Origin of the sequence: Roseicyclus marinus, assembly GCF_036322625.1 — a bacterium.
Taxonomy (GTDB): domain Bacteria; phylum Pseudomonadota; class Alphaproteobacteria; order Rhodobacterales; family Rhodobacteraceae; genus Roseicyclus; species Roseicyclus marinus_A.
In genome coordinates, this window is record NZ_AP027266.1 from 986,096 (window position 1) to 1,007,813 (window position 21,718).

Below are 21,718 nucleotides of genomic sequence, written 5' to 3' on the forward strand. Positions count from 1 at the left end.
TGAGGCCCTTGGCGCGCTATGGTTTCGAACGGCGGCGCAGGGTCTGGCTTGGGCTTTCTCCGAATGCTCTGCGATAGGCCCGCGTGAAATTGGCGACATGAGTGTAGCCCATGTCATAGGCCAGTTGCTTGATCAGGGCACCGTCCGTCAGCGCATCGCGCGCCTTGGCCATGGCGACCCTTTGACGATAGGTGCGCAAGGAAATTCCGTAGCAGCTTTCGAACGCGCGCAGCACTTCACGTTGCTGTCGGAGCGGCTGGCATTGCCCCAGGATATTGACAAGATCGATAGACGGATCGTCCGCCACGGCCTTGTGCAATGCACGGGCCTGCTCGAGCAGTCCGGCCGCGTGAACTTCGTCCTCGGGCGGGGGGTTTTGAAGGGCGGCCAGCGCCTCCAACAGGAACTGAAGGGCGACGGGTTCGCAACGCGACCATTCCAACGGGTCGTGAAGCCCGCTTTCATGCAGTGTCAGGGCCGTCGTGGTCATGGCCGGGGTGATGGACAAAGGTCGCAGCCTGACGATCTTGCGGCGTCGGTTCAAGAAATCGCCCAGAAAGGGCGGCGCGCCATCCGGGAAACGTTTCGCAAGATCCGCGCAGCACATCGAGATGCAGACATGGGACAATAATCCGCTTTCTCTGGCGACAAGTCGGAAGCCAGGGGTGTCGTTTCGCAGCAAACAGGCGGTTTGCGGGCGCCATGCGCCGACAGATCCGTCTCCGAGGTGGATATCCACGAAGCCCGACAAGAAGTAGATCGCATTGACCCGGCATTCGTTTTGCGGATCGGGAAAGGTGATCGTGGTACCTTGATCGACGGGCAGGCTCGACAGCACGACATCGATCCTGCTGGGAAAGGACATGACCGACACGCCGGGGTGACCGGCGGCGCGCCGGACCGGATCGATCAGGAGGTCCAGCCAGCTCAATGCCGCCGACATCTGTGGTTTCCTTTCATTTTCCCGGCAGGAGGCCTACGGCGGCGGTCCGTGTCCGTGCCGGGATGCGCAGGTTCGTCCGAGCCTATACAAGCCCGACTATAGCAAAGTGATTAACGACAGCTTTGCGGGAAAGTTCAGCGGGCGCGGTGACGAATATCACTTGGTGATAAGTCTGGCCGTCAGGTGACAAGCCTAACTCGTGGCTTGCAAAGGCAAAGTTTCGTATAACACGCCACGGTTGAGGTGATGCGGTCGGGTGGTCCTGATCAGCCCCACCTGAGTGGTCCAGTTTGAGTGTTAGTGCATGACTGGCCTTCGGTCCATCGGGACGATGGTTTCCGGGGCCGGCGGGCGGTAGCCCAGGGCACTGTGGGGTCGCTTGGTGTTGTAGTGCCTCCTCCATTGTTCGATCAGGATTTGTGCCTCGCGGAGGCTGTAGAAGACTTCGCCGTTGAGCAGTTCGTCGCGGAACCTGGCGTTGAAGCTCTCGCAGTAGCCGTTCTCCCATGGTGACCCTGGTTCGATGTAGGCTGTCCGGGCGCCGACCGCGCTGATCCAATCGCGGACGGCTTGGGCCACAAACTCCGGGCCGTTGTCTGACCGGATGTACGCTGGCACGCCCCGCATGATGAACAGGTCGCTCAGCGCATCGATCACGTCACCTGAGTTCAGCTTGCGCTTTGTCTTGATCGCCAGACACTCGCGGCTGTGTTCATCCAGGATGTTGAGCGTCCTGAAGACCTTCCCATCCTCCGTGCGGCAATGCACGAAATCATAGCTCCAGACGTGGTCCCGATACTCCGGTCGCAGCCGGACGCAAGACCCGTCGTTCAGCCAGAGCCGCCCCTTCTTCGGTTGCTGCATTGGCACCTTAAGCCCCTCTCGCCGCCACAGGCGTTCGACGCGTTTGTCGTTCACCTCCCATCCCGCATCTCTCAGCAGGGACGCGATCCGACGATAGCCGTAGCGACCAAACTGACGCGCCAGCTCGATCATGTCCGCGACCAGTTGCACCTCATCGGCGCGACCCTGCGGCAGCTTCCGCTGCGTGGAGCGGTGTTGGCCCAGGACGCGACAAGCCCGGCGCTCAGAGATCGCGAACGTGCTGCGAGCATGCTCAATGCAAGCACGGCGACGAGCGGGGCTCAGAAGTTTCCCCGTGCCGCCTCCGCCAAGATCAACTTGTCCAGCGTCAGATCTGACACGGCTTTCCGTAACCGTTCATTCTCTTTCTGGAGGCGCTTGAGTTCCTTCAGTTGGTCTGTTCCCATACCGCCGTATTGCTTGCGCCAGCGGTAGTAGGTCTGCTCGGTAATGCGAACCTCGCGGATCGCGTCCACCCGTGCCATGCCTTGCCCGACAAGCACCTCAACCTGCCGCAGCTTTGTGACAATCTCTTCCGGCTTGTGCCGCTTCGTAGCCATTCTGATCCTCCGTTTTCCTAAACATAACGGCGGACCACTTCATTGGGGGAGGATCACACCTCCGAGGCGGCGCGCCTCGAGACGGAGCGGACGGCCAATGTCATCGGCGTCATCGAAACGCGGTCCGATATCGCGCGGAATTGTCTTGAGGCCGCGCGCCTCTTCGGGGCCCTGTCGCGCGCCGAGATCGGGTTGCCCTGATCATGCCGGGTGCCGCACCGCCGGATATCGACGCAAACGGGACACAGGACCGCAGCTTCGAAAAGGCGGTCCTGGCCTGTCTTGCGGCGCTTGGGCGGCGCTGTGCACCGGGCGATCTTCTGGTGGGTTTGCCCCTCGGGGATCGTGCCACGCTTGATGTGCATCTTTTGCCGCGCGCGCTGGCCAATATCGGCTTCGAGATGACCCTGCATCGCAAGGTGGTGGTCGCCGATCTGCGCCCGCCCTGTCTCTTGCTGCTCAAGGATGGCGATCACGTCTTCGTCGCCGAAAAGCGGGACGGGGGCGATACGTTCGTCATCCTCGACCCCCACGGCGACCGGCAGGTGGCCGTGTCGCGCGCGACGCTTGCCGCCGAAAGCGGCGGCGAGATGATCTGCCTGGCCGACAGCATCGAGGCGCTGGCCGCCCGTCACGCCGGCGCGCGCCCCAAGGGACATTGGTTCTGGGGTCATTTCGCCCCCCTGCGCGCGCGCGTCTTCGACGTGATGCTGGCCTCGGCCTTTGCCAATATCCTGGCCGTCGTCGTCTCGCTCTTTGCCCTGCAGGTCTATGACCGCGTCATCCCCAACCAGAACGAGGCAACGCTTTGGGTGCTGGCAAGCGGGGCGGCGGTCGCCATCTTCATGGAATTCCTGCTGCGCCTGTCGCGGGCACGGCTGATCGACAAGGTCGGGCGCGACATCGAGATCGCGGCCAACCGCGACCTGTTCGAGCGGCTGATCAACGTGCGGCTCGACCAGCGGCGAATGCCACCGGGCAGCATGGTCAACACGATGCGCGAATTCGCCTCCGTCAAGGAATTCTTCGCGGTCGCCGCCGTGGGGGTCCTGACCGATCTGCCCTTCGTGCTGATCTTTCTGGCGGTGATCTATGCCATCGGCGGGCCGATCGTGATCGTCGTGGCGCTTGGCGGCTTGGCGATGATCGTGCTCAGCCTTGTCTTTCAGCGCCGCATCCATGCCCTGTCGCGCGACATGCTGGGGGGGACCACCACCGCGCTCCGCCTTCTGACCGAGGCGAGCTACGGCCTCGAGACCCTGCGCAGCCACAACGCCGCCCCGTGGTTCCAGCGCAACTGGGAAGAGGTGATCACGCTCAACGCCCGCCAATCCTCCGAGCATCGCAAATTGTCCGCCAGCCTGTCCTTTGCCGCGGCCGCCCTGCAGATGCTGACCTATATCGCGGCGGTGACGGCGGGGGTCTACCTGTTCTTCGGCGGGCTGTTGAGCGTGGGCGGCATCATCGCGGTCTCGATCCTGACCAGCCGGACGCTTGCGCCCATCGTGCAGCTTTCTTCGGTCATCTCGCGCTGGCAGAACACCACCGCCTCGCTCGACGCGCTCAAGCTCATCGCCACCGCCCCCCAGCAGCGCCCGTCGGACCGCAGCTTCATCCGGCGCCCCGCGATCCAGGGCAAGATCCGGCTTCTCGATATCCGCACCGCCTATCCCGGCGTCGAACAGCCCCAACTCGTCATTCCCCGTCTGGACATTGAGCCGGGGTCCAGGTGGGCGGTTCTGGGCGAGAACGGATCGGGCAAATCGCTGTTTTTGCGCATTCTTGCGGGTCTTTATGAACCCACCATCGGCAGCTACATGATCGACGGAATCGAATTGCGCCAGATCGACCCCGACGATCTGCGCCGCGCGATCGCCTATCTCCCGCAGGACCCGCGCCTGTTCAAGGGAACGCTGCGCGAGAACCTTCTGGTGGGCAGCACGGTCTTTCCCGATGCCCGCCTGTTCAAGGCGCTGGAATTCGCGGGCCTCGACAAGCTCGTCTCGGCCACCACGCGCGGCCTCGATCTGGAGATACAGGATGGCGGCGAGGGGCTGTCCGTCGGTCAGCGCGCGGCGGTGGGGCTGGCCCGCGTGCATCTGCACGACCCGGCGCTCGTGCTGCTCGATGAACCCACAGCCGCCATGGACAGCCGCGCCGAAGCCACGTTCGTCAAACGCTTTTCGCACTGGCTCGACGGGCGGGGCGCCGTGGTCTGCACCCACAGGCTCGCGCTGATGGAGGCGGTCGACAACGTCATGATCCTGTCGGGCGGGCGCATGATCGGGCAGGGGCCCAAGGCCGAAATGCTGTCCAAATTCACCACGACCGGCGGGGGCGAAAATCCCGCCCGCCTGCTCGCGGAGCGGGGGCGATGAGCGCCGCGCGCCCCATCCAGGCCCGCCACGATCCCGTGCCGCGCGCGCGCAGCGTGATCTATCTCGTGATCCTCACCATCGCGCTCTTTCTTGGCTGGAGCTATTTCGCCTCCGTCAATGCCGTCGTGCGCGGCCCGGGCCGGATCGAACCGCGCACCGCCACACAGACCATCCAGAACCTCGAAGGCGGCATCGTCGAGCAGATCCTCGTCTCCGAAGGCGATATCGTGGAGGAGGGGCAGCTTCTGGCCCTGATGGACGACACCGCCTTTCGCAGCGGTTTCGACGAATTGTCGGGCCGCGCCGATCTTCTGGAAATGCAGATCCTGCGCCTTGTCGCCGAGGCGGGTCCGGCCGGCGACCCCGTTCTGGATTTTCCCCCCGATCTTGTCGCCCGCGCTCCCGATGCCGCGCAGGTCGAACAGGATCTCTTTCGCGCCCGCGTCACGCAATTCCGCGAAACGCTCACGATCCTCGAAGAAATCCTGGCCGCGCGCAACGCCGAACTGGCCCTGCTCGAACCCATGGCCGAACGCGGGGCCGTCTCGGGCTCCGACCTGATCCGGGCGCGTCAGGCGGTGCTGGAAGTGCGCCAGCAGATCACCGAGTTGCGCACCGGCTTCGAGGCCGGGCGGGTTCAGGCGCTGTCCGAGCTTCAGGGCGAACTGGCACAGATCCGCCAGCAATTGCGCATCCGCGCCGCTCAGGTGGAACGCGCCGAATTGCGCGCGCCGACCCGTGGCGTCGTCAACCGAGTGGTGGTGCAGACGGCGGGCGGTGTCGTCGCCCCCGGCGGCCCGATTCTCGAAATCCTGCCGCTCGACGATGCGCTCGTGGTCGCCGGTCGCATCGCGCCCAGCGACATCGGCCCGGTCTTTGTCGGCATGCCCGCCAATGTGAAACTCACCGCCTATGATTACCGCGATTACGGCTCCATCCGGGGCGAGGTGGTCCATGTCAGCGCCGATACCGTCACCGACCCCGAGACCAATCCCCCCGAACCTTTCTTCGAGATCACCGTCGCGCTCCAATCCCAAAGCCTGACCGGCCCCGAGGGGGAGGTCTTCGTGCGCCCGGGCATGCTGGCCGATATCGAACTCGACGCCGGGCAACGCACGGTCTTCCACTACCTCTTCAACCCGCTGCTGCGCGCGCGAGAGGCGTTTTCGGAGCCGGATTGACCTTCGGCCGGTCCCGTTCGCGCAGGAAACCAGCGCCCGATCACCCAAACCGCGCCAAGGCCAAAGCGAAACGGCCAAGGCGGCGCCACGGCAAAATATCTGCGATCATTCAGGGAAAATTGGCAGCCCGTAGGGGAATCGAACCCCTCTTTCCAGGTTGAAAACCTGGCGTCCTAACCGATAGACGAACGGGCCACGCTTGGCGGTGAGGGGCTTCTAGAAAAACGCGCGGCGGGGTTCAAGGGGATTCTTTGCGCAAGATGCAGGAAAGATGATCCGCCCCTGAACTGGCCCCCGCTCACTCGGCCCAGGCGGCATCCTCCAGCCGCAACTGGACGCTCTGCCGCCCGTTCCAGTGATTGACCTCCACCCGACCCGCGACATGCAGCGCGCGGCCGCCATGGCCTTGCAGCGCGGCATCAAGACCCTTTCCCGCCGCGTCGAAACAGATCGCGTCGATGGTTCCCGTCCCGTCGCCGAGCGTCAGTTTCAGATGGCCCTCGCCCACGGGGCGGCTGTGGCGGATGCGCAGCCCCGGCAGGGCGAAACGCGGGGCAGGGGCGGCGGCCCCGAACGGCCCCGCCTCCTCCAGCCGCTCGATCAGCGCGACGGTGCAGGCATTCGGCATCATCACCCCGTCAATGCGCAGATCGCCCGGTCCACGCGCCCCCGCGCCCTGTTTGGCCAAGAGCGCCTCGAGCCGCGCCATCGCCGGGTCCAGCTGCGCGCGCGTCAGGCTCAGGCCCGCGGCCATCTTGTGGCCGCCACCCTTTTCGATCAGCCCCTCGGCGGCCAGCCGCTGGATCGCGGCCCCCAGGTCGACACCCGTGACCGACCGACCCGATCCCTTGCCCTGATCACCCTCGAATCCGATCACCACGGCGGGGCGGTTCGTCGCCTCCTTCAGACGCGCCGCGACGATGCCGACGACACCGGGGTGCCAGCCGTCGTCCGCGGCCCAGACCAGCGCCCCCTCCAGCCCGCGCGCCCCGGCCTGGTCCAGCGCCGCCTCGCGCACGCGGCCCTCGATCTCGCGGCGGTCGGTGTTCAGGTCATCCAGCCGCTTGGCAAGGCTCGCCGCTTCGGCCGGGTCGAGTGTCGACAGGCAGCGCGCGCCCAGATCGGCAGCCCCGATCCGCCCGCCCGCATTCACGCGGGGGCCAAGCACGAAACCCAGATGGTAGCTCGTGGGCGGCCGGTCGAGCCGCGCCATATCGCCAAGCGCGACCAATCCGGGTCGCGCGCGCCGCGCCATCACCTTCAACCCCTGCCTCACAAAGGCGCGGTTGAGCCCGGTCAGCGGCGCCACATCGGCCACCGTCGCCAGCGCCACAAGGTCTAGCAGCGCGATCAGGTCGGGGGTTTTCTGCCCCGCCTCCCGCAGGCGGCGGTTCGCCTCCACCAAGAGCAGGAACACCACCCCCGCCGCGCACAGATGGGCAAGGCTGCCATCCTCGTCCTGCCGATTGGGGTTCACCACCGCCACGCAGTCGGGCAGGGTCGCGCCCGCAAGGTGATGGTCCAGAACCACCACATCCGCGCCCTTGGCCGCAGCGATGGGCCCATGCGACAGCGTTCCGCAATCCACGCAGATGATCAGGTCATGCGCCTTGGCCAGTTCGGCCATGGCCGGTTCGTTCGGGCCATAGCCCTCGTCGATCCTGTCGGGGATATAGATCGTTGCCTGCCGTCCCAGACTGCGCAGCCAATCGATCAAAAGCGCCGCCGAGGCTCCGCCATCCACGTCGTAATCGGCGAAAATGGCGATGCGCTGGCCCTTTTCTACCGCCGCGATCAACCGGGCGGCGGCGGCATCCATGTCGCGCAAGGACCTTGGATCGGGCATCAGGTCGCGCAGCGCCGGGGCCAGGAAACTTGCCGCCGCCTCGGGCGTGACGCCGCGCCGCGCCAGAACATGGGCAAGTGCGGGTTCCAGCCCCGCGCGCTGTTCCAGGGCGGCGGCCATGCGCGCCGTTTCGGCATCCGGCCCGACCCAGCGCCGTCCGGTCAGCGAGGTTTCGATCCCGAGAAAACCAGTCATGGACCTTGGGTTAGCACGGCATCCGTGGAAAGGGCAGTGGCGAACTCGCCATGCAGATGCGCGATGGCGGTCATATGGATCGCCTCGGGCGACAGCGGGTCCAGCCCTTGGGCCCAATCCATCCGGGCATTGCCCGCGAAACTGGCGCAGGCGTCATGGGCCAGCCGCACCCGGAACCCAAGGTTGGCGGCCATGCGCGTGGTCGTGGACACGCAATGCGGCGTGGTCAGGCCGCAGATCACCAGGTCGCTTATGCCCGCCCCGCGCAGATGATCCTCGAGCCCCGTGCCGATGAAGGCGCTGTTGACCGATTTCTCGAAAACGGTTTCGCCCGTGCGCGGCGCGACCTCGGGCTTGAAGGCGCTGCCGGGGCCGGGGCCAAGCGGGCTGCCCGGCTCCACGCTCACATGGCGGATATGGATGACGGGCGCGCCCGCTGCTCGCCATGCGGCAAGCAAGCGTGTAGCATTGGCCTCGGCCTGCGGATTGTTCCTCGCGCCCCAAACGGGATGGTCGAACCCCGCCTGGATATCGACGAGGATCAGCGCGCTCACGCCCGTTTCACCGGGTTGCGATAGGTCATGCGCCGCACCGATCCGGTCTTGGAGCGCATCAGGATCGTTTCCGCCGTCAGGAACCCCGGTTCGCGCTTGATGCCGGGCAGGATCGAGCCGTCGGTGACGCCCGTGGCGGCAAAGATCACATCCTTGGTCACCATGTCGTCGCGCGTGTAGACGCGGTCGAAATTGGTGATCCCGGCCTTGCGCGCGCGGGCCTTTTCATCCTCGTTCCGGAACAGGAGCTTGCCGAAAATCTGCCCGCCCATGCATTTCAGCGCGGCAGCGGCCAGAACCCCCTCGGGCGCGCCGCCCTGGCCCATGTACATGTCGATGCCCGTCACCTGCGGTTCGGCGCAATGGATCACGCCCGCCACATCACCATCGGTGATCAGACGGATGGCGCAGCCGGTGGTGCGCAATTCCTCGATCATCGCCTCGTGGCGGGGGCGTTCCAGCACGCAGACGGTGATGTCGGTCGTGGAACATCCCTGTGCCGCGGCCAGGGCCGAGACGCGTTCGGACGGCGTCATGTCGAGCGTGACAACACCAGGGCGATAGCCCGGGCCGATGGCGAGCTTTTCCATGTAGACATCGGGCGCATGCAGCATCGAGCCGCGCGGGCCCATGGCGATGACGGTCAGCGCATTGGGCATGTCCTTGGCGGTCAGCGTCGTGCCTTCGAGCGGGTCGAGCGCGATATCGACCTCGGGCCCCGATCCCATGCCGACCTCTTCCCCGATGTAGAGCATCGGGGCCTCGTCCCGCTCGCCCTCGCCGATGACGACGGTGCCGCGGATCTCCAGCTTGTTCAGCTGGTCGCGCATCGCGTTGACGGCGGCCTGGTCGGCGGCCTTTTCATCGCCGCGCCCGATGAAATCGGCGGATGCCAGCGCCGCCGCCTCCGACACGCGGGCAAGGCCCAGGGACAGCATGCGGTCGTTGAAATCGGCGGTCTGCGACATGGGGAAAGGGGCCTTGGTCAATTGCGGTTGACGACGGTCTAACTGCCCCGCCCTCCGGCGTCCAGCATGGGGGCGCTAACGCAAAGGGGCAGGGGCCGCGCCTCAGACCTCTTCGATCCTGAGCGCCACGGGCGCGCCGGTCAGAACGCCGGTGCCGGGCAGGGCCGCCAGCGCCGTATCGAGATTCGGGCGCGCGGTCTTGTGGGTCACGATCAGCACGGGGGCATTGGCGCCCGGATGATCATATTGCCGCATCCGGTCGATGGAAATGCCCGCCTCGCCCAGAACCGTCGCCACCTTGGCCAGCGCGCCGGGGCGGTCGGCCAGTTCCATCCGCAGGTAATAGCAGGCGGGGCTTGCGGCAGAGGCGGGCGGCGCATCGTCCAGCGCCGTCGCGGGCCGCCCGAAGGTCGGCACGCGGATGCCGCGCGCGATGTCGCAGACATCCGACATGACGGCGCTGGCCGTCGGCCCTTCGCCCGCGCCAGCGCCCCGCAGCACGATCTGGCCGACGCTGTCGCCTTCGATCACCACCATGTTGGTTCCGCCCTCGAGCTGGCCCAAGGGCGAGGTCGCGGGCACAAGGCAGGGCGACATGCGCTGTTCAAGGCCCCGGCCCGTCATCTGCGCCACGCCCAGAAGCTTGATCTTGTAGCCCATATCGGCCGCGCGGCGGATATCCTCGATGGTGATGGACCCGATGCCCTCGAGCGCGATGGCGTCGAAATTCACCTTTGATCCAAAGGCGATAGCGGCCAGAAGCGTCAGCTTGTGCGCCGCGTCGATACCGCCCACGTCGAGCGTCGGATCGGCCTCGAGGTAGCCCAGCCCGTCGGCTTCGGCGAAAGCTTCCTCATAGGTCAGGCCCGCGTTTTCCATCCGGGTCAGGATGTAGTTGCAGGTGCCGTTCATCACGCCCATCACGCGCCCGATGGCATTGCCTGCCAAGCCTTCGGTCAGGGCCTTGATGACGGGGATGCCGCCCGCGACGGCGGCTTCGAAGCGCAGGACCAGCCCCTTGGCCTCGGCGGCTTCGGCGAGCGCCTGACCATGCAGCGCGAGCATGGCCTTGTTGGCGGTGACCACGTCCTTGCCGGCGGCGATGGCGGCTTCGGTCGCGGCCTTGGCCGGGCCGTCGCTGCCGCCCATCAGTTCGACGAAAACATCCACATCCGCGCGGCGCGCAAGGGCCACGGGATCATCTTCCCAGGCGTAGTGCGACAGGGTCACGCCCCGGTCCTTGTCCCGCGAACGTGCTGAAATCGCGGTGATTTCCACGGGCCGCCCGCAGCGCTGGGCCAAGAGGTTCGCCTGCCGCTGCACGATCTTGACGACACCCACGCCGACGGTGCCAAGCCCGGCAATACCAAGGCGCAGGGGTTCGGTCATGATCGTTCCTCCGGGGACAGACAGCAGGCTTTCGCCACCTGTTAGCGCCTTACCGGCAGGGCTGCAACGCAGGCGGCGTCAGAACTCCATCTGGCGCAGCACCTCGGCCCGGCGGCGCAGGTCGGCGGCGCGCGCCTGAAGGCTTTGGCCTTGCGCGGCGGCCTCATCCGGCAAGAGATCGTCGGTCGCGGCGACGAGCGGAGAAACCGGAACGATTTCAGGATATTGGCCTGATTGCGCGGCGGGGCTGATCAGGTTGTCGGGGTCGCGGATCGTCGGGCCGCAGGCGGCGAGCAGACCGGCAAGACCGGCAAGACTGAGCAGGGCGGTGACGCGAGCGATCATGAAATAGCCCTAACGCCTTGCCCTGCCTCCGTCCATCCCGGTTGAATTGCCGGGTTTGAATTGAACAGGCGTTCAGATAATCTGACCCCATGGCACGCAAACAGGGAAGCCACGCCGACATTACCGGACCGCGCCTGCGCGCGGCGGCGTTGCGGCTGTTCGCCCGCCACGGGTTCGCCGCAGTTTCGATGCGCCAGATCGCGGCGGAAATCGGGGTGCAGGCGGGGGCGCTCTATCTTTATACCTCTGACAAACAAGCGCTTTTGTTCGATCTCATGCGCGACCATCTTGAGCATTTGCTGGCCGATTGGTCGCCGCCCGATGCCCCGCCCGAGGCGCAGCTGGAAAGCTTCGTGCGCCATCACATCGGCTATCATCTGGATCGGCCGGACCTTGTTTTCATCGCCTATATGGAACTGCGCAACCTGGAGCCCGCGAATTTCGCGGTGATCGAAGGGTTGCGCCGCGACTACGAGGATCAGCTGGAAACGATCCTCAAACGCGGGCAGGCGGCGGGGGATTTCGCGGTGCCCGATACCAAGCTGGCGACGCTCGCGCTGATCGCGATGCTGACCGGGGTGACGACATGGTACCGTGAAGGGGGGCGATTGGACCGGGAAACGGTCTTGTCGATCTACTGGGACATGGCCCGGAAATCGGTCGCGGCGCGCAGCCCGGATGGGGCGAAACAGGGTTAAGACCGGGTGAAGGGTTTCACGTCTTTCTTGCCGAAAGGTTAAGGGCGCGGGGCAAATCCTGACGAAGGATGATCGCGTCGCGCGTCCCTCAAGGATTTGTTCAGCTTGTTCCGGCGGGGCTGCGGCATGGTTGACGAAACCTTGCCGGGGCAAAGGGGCGGCAAGGATCGTGTCATCCTTGCCCCCGGATCTTTACCCTTTCTTCACGCCCGGACAGCGCCCGTCGCGACCTGCGTCCGGCGCGGGAAGGGGACAAGCCGCCCCGCATCCTCGTCCCACAATTTGAGCGTGAAGGAGCGGAACGCCTCGGCCCAGCCGATGGTCGGCACCTCGTATTGCTGCCGCAGCGCGCGGTGGCAGGCGCGCAACCGGTAGCTCGGGATATTGGCGTTGAAATGGTGGATGTCGTGATAGGTGATGTTGGCCACCGCCAGATCGAACCACCAGCCAAGGTCGAGCGCCGATGACCCCTGAAGGGCTGCGCGCGCCGGGTTCAGATCGGGTTTGCGGTCCCACCACGTATCCTCGAAATTATGCTGCAAATACACGAGGAAAACCCCGATGCAGCCCGCGACGAAGACGGTAGCCGCATAGATCACCAGACCCGGCAGACCGGCCAGCGCCACGATGAAGCCCACCCAAAGCGCAAGGCCAAGGTTGTGCAAGATCACGCCCCGGGGATCGACGCGGCCCGCATTCTTGGGCCAGCGATAGGCGAGGACATAGGTGAAAATCCCGCCAATCGGGATGAGAATCAACGGGTTGCGGTAAATCCGATACCAGAGCCTGCGCCAGAAACCGGCCTGCTCCCATTCGCGGAGCGTCATGGTGAAAATCTCGGTCGTGTCGCGTTCGTCGAGATTTCCGAGATGGGAATGGTGGTCGTTATGGTTTGACTGCATCACGCGGTAGGGCGTCAGCGTGAAGATGCTGAGCCCATGGCCCGCGCGGTCATTGCGCGCCTTGGTCGAAAAGAGCGAGCCATGGCCGCAATCATGTTGCAGCACGTAAAGCCGCACGCCCGCGAAGGCGTTGACCACGATCAGCGGCAGGACCAGCCACCAGATCGGCCAGGCCTGAATGGCCAGCCACAGGGTCAGGAAATAGACCGCGAAGGTTCCGCCGTAGCTCAGGGCGGCGATCCTGTCATCGCGTTTTGTCCAAGACCTTGTAAAGGCGCGGATTTCGCGTTCAGCCTCGGCGCGGTAACCGGGCATGACATCGGGGCGGGAGGATGAAGCAACCTGCATCTTTCCGGTCTCGATAGAAGGGTTTGATATCGCGGGGTCTACTCGTACCCACCAAAGATAAGCCCCCCGCCGCGCCAAACAAGGTGCCATGCGCGGCGGAGGGCTTCAAGTTTTTCAACGCTCTGGGGCGGGCTTTCGCCCGCGCCGGATCAGAGCGCGGGGTAGATCGGGAAGCGTTCGCAGAGCGCCTCGACCTCGGCGCGGACCTGCGCCTCGACCTCTGCGTTGCCGTCTTCGCCATTGGCGGCAAGACCGTCGACGACGCGGGTGATCCAGTCGCCGATCTGGCGGAATTCGACCTCACCGAAGCCGCGCGTGGTGCCCGCGGGGCTGCCCAGACGGATGCCGGAGGTGATCGTCGGCTTTTCGGTGTCGAAGGGGATGCCGTTCTTGTTGCAGGTGATATGCGCGCGGCCCAAGGCCTGTTCGGTGGCGTTGCCCTTGACGCCCTTGGGGCGCAGGTCGACGAGCATCAGGTGGGTGTCGGTGCCGCCGGTGACGATGTCGAGACCGCCCTTCATCAGCTGATCGGCCAGCGCTTGCGCGTTGCGGATGACCTGCGCCTGATAGTCCTTGAATTCGGGGCGCAGCGCCTCGCCGAAGGCCACGGCCTTGGCGGCGATGACATGCATGAGCGGGCCGCCCTGAATGCCGGGGAAGATCGCGGAATTGACCTTTTTCGCGATGCCCTCGTCATCGGTGAGGATCATGCCGCCGCGCGGACCGCGCAGGGTCTTGTGCGTGGTGGTGGTGGCGACATGGGCATGCGGGAAGGGCGAGGGATAATGGCCCGAGGCCACGAGGCCCGCGAAATGCGCCATGTCCACAAGGAGATAGGCGCCGACGCTGTCCGCGATCTCGCGCATCTTGGCGAAATCGATGATGCGCGGAATGGCCGAGCCGCCCGCGATCAGCATCTTGGGCTGATGCTCGGTCGCAAGCGCCGCGATCTGGTCATAGTCGATTTCGAGATCCTGCTGGCGCACGCCATACTGGATCGCGTTGAACCATTTGCCCGACTGGTTGGGTTTCGCGCCGTGCGTCAGGTGGCCGCCCGCATCGAGCGACATGCCCAGGATCGTGTCGCCCGGTTGCAGGAGCGCGGTGAAAACGCCCTGGTTGGCCTGGGAGCCGGAATTGGGCTGCACATTGGCGAAGCCGACGTTGAAGAGCTGCTTTGCGCGCTCGATCGCCAGATCCTCGGCGATGTCGACGAATTGGCAGCCGCCGTAATAGCGCCGGCCCGGATAACCTTCGGCGTATTTGTTGGTCATCACCGAGCCCTGAGCCTCCATCACGGCGGCGGAGACGATGTTTTCGGAGGCGATCAGCTCGATCTCGTGGCGCTGGCGGCCAAGTTCCTGGCGGATCGCGCCAAAAATCTCGGGGTCGCGGGATTCGAGGCTTTGGGTGAAGAAGCCGGCGTCGCGGTGGGGGGCGTTCATGGGCGAACCTCCTGTAGGGCAGCGCAAGGGAGCGTGACAAAGTTAGTGCGCCCTTTACGGGATGGAAGGCGCGCGGGGAAGGGCGCAAAGCGGCGCGGAGGCGCGTGAATGCGGCAGAGGCGTTACCGATGAAGGATTGAGTTTCCGATCGGCGCGCGCAAGGGTGCGACGAGAGGCTGAAGGGGAGGGGCGCCATGCCCGCCGCGCGCAACATCGCGTTTCTTGCGTCCGACACGGCCCTGTCGCGCGACGCGCAGGCCGAGCTTGTCGCCCGCTACGGATCATTCCCGCCCGAAGAGGCGGATGTGATCGTGGCGCTGGGCGGGGACGGGTTCATGTTGCAGACGCTGCACGCGACCCAGCATCTGGACGTGCCGGTCTACGGGATGAACCGGGGCACGGTGGGGTTCCTGATGAACGCCTACCAGGAGGAGGGGCTGATCGGGCGGCTGGAAGCGGCGGAGGAGGCCGTGATCAACCCGCTGCGCATGAGCGCCACCACGACGGCGGGCGAGGTGGTCGAGATGCTGGCGATCAACGAGGTGAGCCTGCTGCGTGCGGGGCCGCAGGCGGCGAAGCTCAGGATCACGGTCGACGGGCGGGTGCGGATGGAGGAGCTGGTCTGCGACGGGGCGCTGGTCTGCACGCCGGCCGGATCGACGGCCTACAATTATTCGGCGCATGGGCCGATCCTGCCCATCGATGCGGATGTTCTGGCGGTGACGGCGGTGGCGGCGTTCCGGCCCCGGCGCTGGCGGGGCGCGCTGTTGCCCAAGACGGCGCTGGTGCGGTTCGACGTGGTGGAACCCGACAAGCGCCCGGTCATGGCCGATGCCGACAGCCGGTCGGTGGCCAATGTCGTATCGGTGGAAATCCGGTCGGAACCTTCGGTCGCGCATCGGTTGCTGTTCGATCCGGGCCACGGGCTGGAGGAAAGATTGATCCGCGAGCAGTTCCAGTGACCGCCCCGGTATCAAGCGCGCCCTTGCGCCGCATTCCGGGGGCTGGCAGAAGAAGGTTTAACGTTAAACAAAACTGGTTCGGAAGAGAGCGATGAGCGAAGACAAGCAGGACGGGGCGCGGTCGGCGGCGCTGTTCTACCACGAGTTCCCCAAGCCCGGTAAGCTCGAGATCCGCGCCACCAAGCCCTTGGCGAACGGGCGGGATCTGGCCCGCGCCTATAGTCCGGGGGTTGCCGAAGCCTGTCTTGAAATCAAGGCCGATCCGACCAATGCGGCGCGCTACACGTCGCGCGGGAACCTGGTTGCCGTGGTGTCGAACGGCACTGCCGTCCTGGGTCTTGGCAATATCGGGGCGCTAGCGTCCAAGCCCGTGATGGAGGGCAAGGCGGTATTGTTCAAGACCTTTGCGAACATCGATTGCTTCGACATCGAGCTGAACGAACCCGACCCGGTGAAGCTGGCCGAGATCGTCTGCGCGCTGGAGCCGACCTTCGGCGCGGTGAACCTCGAGGATATCAAGGCGCCCGATTGTTTCATCGTTGAACAGATCTGCCGCGAGCGGATGAACATCCCCGTGTTCCATGACGACCAGCATGGCACGGCCATCGTCGTGGGGGCTGCCGCCACCAATGCGCTGCGCGTCACGGGCAAAAGGTTCGAGGATATCAAGATCGTGTCCACGGGCGGTGGGGCTGCGGGGATCGCCTGCCTCAACATGCTGCTGAAGCTGGGCGTGAAGCGCGAGAACATCTGGCTTTGCGATATCCATGGTCTCGTCCACGAGGGGCGCGAGATCGACATGAACCCGCAAAAGGCGGCCTATGCGCAGAAGACCGATCTGCGCACGCTGGGCGAGGTGATCGACGGGGCGGATCTGTTCCTTGGCCTGTCGGGACCCGGTGTGCTGAAGCCCGAGATGGTGGCGCGGATGGCCGCGCGGCCCATCGTGTTTGCGCTGGCCAACCCGATGCCGGAGATCCTGCCCGAGGAGGTGCGCAGCGTCGCGCCCGATGCGATCATCGCCACGGGGCGGAGCGATTTTCCGAACCAGGTCAACAACGTCCTGTGTTTCCCCTTCATCTTCCGCGGCGCGCTGGATGTGGGCGCGACCGAGATCAACGACGCGATGCAGATCGCCTGTATCGAGGGGATCGCGGCGCTGGCGCGGGCCACGACCAGTGCGGAGGCAGCCGCCGCCTATGCGGGCGAGCAGCTGACATTCGGGCCCGATTACCTGATCCCCAAGCCCTTTGACCGCCGCCTGATCGGGGTGGTGGCCAGCGCCGTGGCCAAGGCCGCGATGGAGAGCGGCGTGGCGACGCGGCCCTTGGACGATATCGACGCCTATCGCGAGCGGTTGAACCAGTCGGTGTTCAAATCGGCGCTCATCATGCGCCCGGTCTTCGAGGCGGCGCGCAATGCGGGACGGCGCATCGTATTCGCCGAGGGCGAGGACGAGCGCGTCTTGCGCGCGGCGCAGGCGATTTCGGAAGAGACGACGGACAAGCCGATCCTGATCGGCCGTCCCGAGGTGATCGAGAGCCGGATCGAGCGGGCGGGGCTGACGCTGCAACCCGGCGTGGATTTCGACCTGGTGAACCCCGAGAACGATCCGCGCTATCGTGATTACTGGCAGACCTATCACGCGATCATGGCGCGGCGCGGTGTGACGCCGGACCTGGCCCGCGCGATCATGCGCACCAATACCACGGCCATCGGGGCGGTGATGGTGCAGCGGGGCGAGGCGGACAGCCTGATCTGCGGCACCTTTGGCCAATACCTGTGGCATCTGAAATACGTGAACCAGCTTTTGGGCACGGATGGGCTGCACCCGGTGGGCGCCTTGTCGCTGATCATCGCCGATACCGGCCCCTTGTTCATCGCCGATACGCAGATCCACCCCGAGCCGAGCCCGGAGCAGATCGCGGAAACGGTGCGCGGCTGTGCGCGCCATATCCGGCGGTTCGGGATCGAGCCCAAGGTGGCGCTGTGTTCGGGGAGCCAGTTCGGCAACCTCGACAGTGCCAGCGGGCGGCGGATGCGCGGGGCGCTGGAGATCCTCGACGGGATGGGGCTCGATTTCACCTACGAGGGCGAAATGCCGGTCGATGTGGCGCTCGATGGCGAGTTGCGGTCGCGGCTCTTGCCCGAGAGCCGGATGGAGGGGGCGGCCAATGCGCTGGTTTTTGCCACCACCGATGCGGCGGGCGCTGCGCGCAACATCCTGAAGATGCGCGCGGGCGGGCTGGAGGTCGGGCCGATCCTGATGGGGATGGGCAACCGGGCGCATATCGTGACGCCCTCGATCACGCCGCGCGGCCTGTTGAATATCGCGGCGCTCGCCGGGACGCCCGTCAGCACCTACAGCTGAGGGGCGCTCCGTCGGGGGCTTTGGAGCGCGTCGCGTTCAGTCGCATGCACGCGTCGCGCTTTGATCTTTTGATTTCGCATGTCCGGGAAGCGCAAAACCGGTTCCCACTTTTGCGCGACATGCTCTAGCCCAGCGTGATGCGGATCAGCGTGACGAGCATCAGGGCTGCGGCCAGAAGCGCCGAAAAGATCAGGGCGGGATAGCCCCAGATCAGGACCCCGATGGCAATGGCCGAAACCGCGCCGATGACGGCGGCAAAGGCGTTGTCCACGGGGCCTTCGACCACCTCGCGGGCCATGCGGCCGATGATCGGCAGGCGGTAGGTCACGTGGCGCGTGATGTAGCGGGGGCGGGGGGCTTCCGGGGCAAGGGTCATGTCGATGTCTCCTGTTCGGAGGAGGTAGATAGGCCGATGCTGCGCTGCGGCAAAGGGGCGGTCTGTCGCAGGGTTCGTCGCGGGCCGGGTGGCCGTTCGATCCATCAACGGCTGAACATTGCCCCGCCCGGAACAGCCGCAAAGCGGCCCGGGCAGCGGATGGCCGCCCCCCGGCCAGCCCGTTAGCGCCCCCATGCGGCACTATCGCCGAATTGCCCTGAGGGCACGGGTTTTTGTAGACATCGGTATACCAAGGCAGGAGGACCCCATGCGCTACGCCGATATCTACGACCGCGCCAAGACCGATCCCGAAGCATTCTGGATGGAGGCCGCCGAGGGGGTGGATTGGGTCAGCCGGCCGAGCCGCGCCTTGTCCGACGAGAAGGCACCGCTTTACGAGTGGTTCGCGGACGGGATGTTGAACGGCTGCTGGAACGCGGTGGATCGGCATGTGGCGGCGGGCCATGGCGACAGGCTTGCCATCATCCATGACAGCCCGCTGACGGGCACGGTCCACAAGATCACCTATGCCGAGTTGCAGGCGCGGGTCGCGTCACTCGCGGGGGCGCTCAGGGCCAAGGGCGTGGAAAAGGGCGACCGGGTCATCATCTACATGCCGATGGTGCCCGAGGCGCTGGAGGCGATGCTGGCCTGCGCGCGGCTGGGGGCGGTGCATTCGGTCGTCTTTGGCGGCTTCGCGGCCAATGAGCTGGCCGTCAGGATCGACGATTGCGCGCCCAAATGCATCATCGCGGCCAGCTGCGGGTTGGAGCCGGGGCGCGTGGTTCATTACAAGCCGCTCTTGGATGGCGCGTTGGAGATCGCCGCCCACAAGCCCGAGTTCTGCGTGATTTTCCAGCGCGAGCAGGAGGTTGCGCATCTGGAGGAGGGGCGCGACCATGATTGGCATGCGTTCCAGTACGGGGTGGAGCCGGCCGATTGCGTGCCGGTCGAGGGGAACCACCCGGCCTATATCCTTTATACGAGCGGCACGACGGGCCAGCCCAAGGGCGTGGTGCGGCATACGGGCGGGCATCTGGTCGCGCTCAACTGGTCGATGCGCAACCTCTACGGGATGAACCCCGGCGAGGTGTTCTGGGCCGCGTCCGACGTGGGTTGGGTCGTGGGCCATTCCTATATCTGCTACGCGCCGCTGACATTCGGCTGCACCACCATCGTGTTCGAGGGCAAGCCCGTGGGCACGCCCGATGCCGGAACCTTCTGGCGGGTGATCCGCGATCACGGGGTGAAATGCCTGTTCACCGCGCCGACCGCCTTTCGCGCGATCAAGCGCGACGATCCCAAGGGCGTGCTGGTAGGGGATTACGACCTGTCCTGTCTGGAGAGCCTGTTCCTGGCGGGGGAACGGGCCGATCCCGACACGATCGTCTGGGCGCAGGACAAGCTCGGCGTGCCGGTCATCGACCATTGGTGGCAGACGGAAACCGGCTGGGCCATCGCGGGCAACCCGCTGGGCATCGAGCAATTGCCGGTCAAGATCGGGAGCCCGTCCGTCCCGATGCCGGGCTATGACGTGCAGATCCTGGACGAGGCGGGCCATCCGGTGAAGCCGGGCGAATTGGGCGCCATCGCGGTCAAGCTGCCCCTGCCGCCCGGCACGCTGCCCACGCTGTGGAACGCGGAGGCGCGGTTCCGCAAGGCCTACCTGGAGCATTTCCCCGGCTATTACGAAACCGGCGATGCGGGGATGATCGACGAGGATGGATACCTCTACATCATGGCGCGCACCGATGACGTGATCAACGTGGCGGGCCACCGGCTGTCGACGGGCGCGATGGAAGAGGTTCTGGCGAGCCATCCCGATGTGGCCGAATGCGCCGTGATCGGGGTGTCGGACACTCTGAAAGGGCAATTGCCCATGGGCTTTCTGTGCCTGAACAAGGGGGCGGAAACCGCGCCCGAGCAGGTGGTGAAGGAGTGCGTCAAGCTGGTGCGCGACCGGATCGGGCCGGTGGCCGCCTTCAAGCTGGCGGTGGTGGTCGACCGGTTGCCCAAGACGCGGTCGGGCAAGATCCTGCGCGCGACGATGGTCAAGATCGCGGATGGCGAAAGCTTCAAGACGCCTGCGACGATCGACGATCCCGCGATCCTTGACGAGATCCGCGCGGCGCTGGCCACGATCGGCTATCCGGCATAGGGCGCTGTGCGCCTGCGACGGTATCGCGGGTTTGAGAACGATCGCGCGGGTTGTATCTTTCGGGGGAAACCGCCAGCGGAGGCTGTGCGATGGCCGATCCCGAGGCAGGCGATCTTGAGAAGCCGGAGACTGCGGCGCTGTCTGCGCTGCGGTCCTTGCACCTGTTCGAACATGATATCCGCGCGGCCATTTCGGACGTGGTGGGGGGCTTGCGGCTGATCGACCGCGCGCGGCTTGCGCCCGAGGCGCAGGTGCAGATCGACCGGGTGCAGGCGGCGGCCGATACGCTGGCGGCGCTGGTCGACGATGCGCTTTTGAGCGTGGCGGGGGAGGTGGTCATCGGGCGGGCCGATGGGCTGCTCCGGCTTGGCGATTGGCTGGCGGCGCTGAACGGGCGCTGGTCGGGGCGGGCGTCGGAGGCGGGCACGGCCTTCGTGCTGGAGGCCCGGGGCGGGCTGCCGGGATACCTGGCCCTGTCGGCGGTGACGCTGGACCGGATCGTCGGCAATCTTGTGTCCAATGCCTTGCGCCATGCGGGACGGGCCGGTGTGCGGCTTGTCGTGGAGGCGGGGGGCGGCGACGGCGTCACGTTTTCAGTGCTGGATGACGGGCCGGGCTATCCGCGCGCGGTGCTGGAGCGGGTGGCGCACGGCGGGGCCGGTCCCAAGCGCGGGAAAGGCGCGGGCGCGCTGGCGGCGGAGGGGGGATTGGGGCTCAGGATCGCGGCGGAGCTGACGCGCGAGATCGGGGGCAGGCTGGTTCTGGACAACCCCGAGGGCGGCGGGGCGCGGGCCCTGTTGGTCCTGCCCGAAACGCTGGTGCGCCACGGGGCGGAGGCGCTGCCCGCGCCCGAGCCGCTGCCAGATCTGGCGGGGCTTTCGATCCTGTTGGCCGAGGATAACCTGACCAACCAGACGATCTTGCGCCGGGTGCTGGGCGGGATGGGGGCGCGGGTGGTTCTGGTGGGCGACGGGGTCGCGGCGCTGGAGGCTTTGGAGGCGCAGGATTTCGACATCGCGCTCATTGATATCGAGATGCCGCGCCTGTCGGGGCTGGAGGTGATGCGCGCGGTCCGGGCGCGGGACGACGGGCGGGCGGGGCTGCCGATGGTGGCCTTGACCGCCTATGTCCTGCGCGACAACCGCGAGGCGATCTATGCGGCCGGGGCGGACGGGATCATCGGCAAGCCGATCTCCTCGGCGGCGGAATTCGGGCGCGCGATCCTGCGCTAAACG

At 66.0% G+C, this 21,718-nt stretch carries 18 protein-coding genes and 1 tRNA gene; 8 read left to right on the plus strand and 11 right to left on the minus strand.

Features of this window, described 5'->3' with window-relative positions; all coding sequences use genetic code 11:
- Nucleotides 1-16: 16 nt before the first annotated feature.
- Both AABA51_RS04715 and AABA51_RS04720 read right to left on the minus strand, forming a co-directional pair.
- Entirely contained in the window at nucleotides 17-931 is a 915-nt protein-coding gene (locus AABA51_RS04715; RefSeq protein WP_338274887.1) for a helix-turn-helix domain-containing protein, read from the minus strand.
- Nucleotides 932-1,240: 309 nt separating this feature from the next.
- Nucleotides 1,241-2,367, minus strand: a protein-coding gene (locus AABA51_RS04720) for an IS3 family transposase (RefSeq protein WP_338273376.1) whose coding sequence is annotated in 2 segments (ribosomal slippage) — nucleotides 1,241-2,103 and nucleotides 2,103-2,367 — 1,128 coding nt in all. Because the reading frame shifts where the segments join, the coding sequence is not laid out codon by codon here.
- Nucleotides 2,368-2,409: 42 nt separating this feature from the next.
- Between AABA51_RS04720 and AABA51_RS04725 the strand changes: the two genes are divergently transcribed.
- From AABA51_RS04725 to AABA51_RS04735, 3 genes are read left to right on the plus strand one after another with little or no spacing between them, the layout of a single operon-like run.
- Nucleotides 2,410-2,568: a hypothetical protein gene (locus tag AABA51_RS04725; RefSeq protein ID WP_338274888.1), complete on the plus strand. Its 159-nt coding sequence runs from the start codon at nucleotides 2,410-2,412 to the stop codon at nucleotides 2,566-2,568.
- A gap of 2 nt (nucleotides 2,569-2,570) precedes the next feature.
- The gene (locus AABA51_RS04730; RefSeq protein WP_338274889.1) at nucleotides 2,571-4,745 is read left to right on the plus strand and encodes an ATP-binding cassette domain-containing protein; all 2,175 of its coding nucleotides are present in this window, start codon (nucleotides 2,571-2,573) and stop codon (nucleotides 4,743-4,745) included.
- On the plus strand, nucleotides 4,742-5,926 hold the full coding sequence (locus tag AABA51_RS04735; protein ID WP_338274891.1) for an HlyD family efflux transporter periplasmic adaptor subunit: 1,185 nt from the start codon (nucleotides 4,742-4,744) through the stop codon (nucleotides 5,924-5,926). The genes AABA51_RS04730 and AABA51_RS04735 overlap by 4 nt, the downstream gene beginning before the upstream one ends.
- 120 nt (nucleotides 5,927-6,046) lie before the next feature.
- Here the strand turns inward: AABA51_RS04735 and AABA51_RS04740 are convergent.
- From AABA51_RS04740 to AABA51_RS04765, 6 genes are all read right to left on the minus strand, one after another.
- Nucleotides 6,047-6,121, minus strand: a tRNA-Glu gene (locus AABA51_RS04740).
- Between the two features lie 103 nt (nucleotides 6,122-6,224).
- Nucleotides 6,225-7,967 carry a single-stranded-DNA-specific exonuclease RecJ gene (recJ, locus tag AABA51_RS04745; protein ID WP_338274893.1) on the minus strand — a complete coding sequence of 581 codons (1,743 nt, stop codon included), beginning with the start codon at nucleotides 7,965-7,967 and terminating at the stop codon, nucleotides 6,225-6,227.
- Nucleotides 7,964-8,521: a cysteine hydrolase family protein gene (locus AABA51_RS04750; protein WP_338274894.1), complete on the minus strand. Its 558-nt coding sequence runs from the start codon at nucleotides 8,519-8,521 to the stop codon at nucleotides 7,964-7,966. The genes recJ and AABA51_RS04750 overlap by 4 nt, the downstream gene beginning before the upstream one ends.
- On the minus strand, nucleotides 8,518-9,489 hold the full coding sequence (gene glpX / locus AABA51_RS04755; protein ID WP_338274895.1) for a class II fructose-bisphosphatase: 972 nt from the start codon (nucleotides 9,487-9,489) through the stop codon (nucleotides 8,518-8,520). Before glpX ends, AABA51_RS04750 begins: the two co-directional genes overlap by 4 nt.
- 102 nt (nucleotides 9,490-9,591) lie before the next feature.
- Nucleotides 9,592-10,878, minus strand: coding sequence for a homoserine dehydrogenase (locus tag AABA51_RS04760; RefSeq protein ID WP_338274896.1), 1,287 nt, complete (start codon nucleotides 10,876-10,878; stop codon nucleotides 9,592-9,594).
- 78 nt (nucleotides 10,879-10,956) lie between these two features.
- Entirely contained in the window at nucleotides 10,957-11,223 is a 267-nt protein-coding gene (locus tag AABA51_RS04765; protein ID WP_338274898.1) for a hypothetical protein, read from the minus strand.
- 89 nt (nucleotides 11,224-11,312) lie between these two features.
- On the opposite strand from AABA51_RS04765, the gene AABA51_RS04770 reads away from it, so the two are divergent.
- Entirely contained in the window at nucleotides 11,313-11,921 is a 609-nt protein-coding gene (locus AABA51_RS04770) for a TetR/AcrR family transcriptional regulator (protein ID WP_338274900.1), read from the plus strand.
- 203 nt (nucleotides 11,922-12,124) lie between these two features.
- On the opposite strand, the gene AABA51_RS04775 is transcribed toward AABA51_RS04770, so the two are convergent.
- Nucleotides 12,125-13,171, minus strand: coding sequence for a fatty acid desaturase (locus AABA51_RS04775; RefSeq protein WP_338274902.1), 1,047 nt, complete (start codon nucleotides 13,169-13,171; stop codon nucleotides 12,125-12,127).
- A 149-nt stretch (nucleotides 13,172-13,320) separates the two neighbouring features.
- Entirely contained in the window at nucleotides 13,321-14,616 is a 1,296-nt protein-coding gene (glyA, locus tag AABA51_RS04780; RefSeq protein ID WP_338274904.1) for a serine hydroxymethyltransferase, read from the minus strand.
- Nucleotides 14,617-14,810: 194 nt separating this feature from the next.
- Here glyA and AABA51_RS04785 point away from each other — a divergent pair, with 194 nt between their 5' ends.
- Together AABA51_RS04785 and AABA51_RS04790 are read left to right on the plus strand one after the other, a co-directional pair.
- Nucleotides 14,811-15,578, plus strand: a complete 768-nt coding sequence (locus tag AABA51_RS04785) for an NAD kinase (RefSeq protein WP_338274905.1) — start codon at nucleotides 14,811-14,813, stop codon at nucleotides 15,576-15,578.
- A 91-nt stretch (nucleotides 15,579-15,669) separates the two neighbouring features.
- The gene (locus AABA51_RS04790; protein WP_338274908.1) at nucleotides 15,670-17,949 is read left to right on the plus strand and encodes an NADP-dependent malic enzyme; all 2,280 of its coding nucleotides are present in this window, start codon (nucleotides 15,670-15,672) and stop codon (nucleotides 17,947-17,949) included.
- 124 nt (nucleotides 17,950-18,073) lie between these two features.
- Here the strand turns inward: AABA51_RS04790 and AABA51_RS04795 are convergent, their stop codons facing one another.
- Nucleotides 18,074-18,325, minus strand: coding sequence for a hypothetical protein (locus AABA51_RS04795; RefSeq protein WP_338274909.1), 252 nt, complete (start codon nucleotides 18,323-18,325; stop codon nucleotides 18,074-18,076).
- A 268-nt stretch (nucleotides 18,326-18,593) separates the two neighbouring features.
- Here AABA51_RS04795 and prpE point away from each other — a divergent pair, with 268 nt between their 5' ends.
- Both prpE and AABA51_RS04805 read left to right on the plus strand, forming a co-directional pair.
- Nucleotides 18,594-20,483, plus strand: coding sequence for a propionate-CoA ligase PrpE (gene prpE / locus AABA51_RS04800; RefSeq protein ID WP_338274911.1), 1,890 nt, complete (start codon nucleotides 18,594-18,596; stop codon nucleotides 20,481-20,483).
- An 89-nt stretch (nucleotides 20,484-20,572) separates the two neighbouring features.
- On the plus strand, nucleotides 20,573-21,715 hold the full coding sequence (locus AABA51_RS04805; protein ID WP_338274913.1) for a response regulator: 1,143 nt from the start codon (nucleotides 20,573-20,575) through the stop codon (nucleotides 21,713-21,715).
- Nucleotides 21,716-21,718 lie beyond the last annotated feature (3 nt).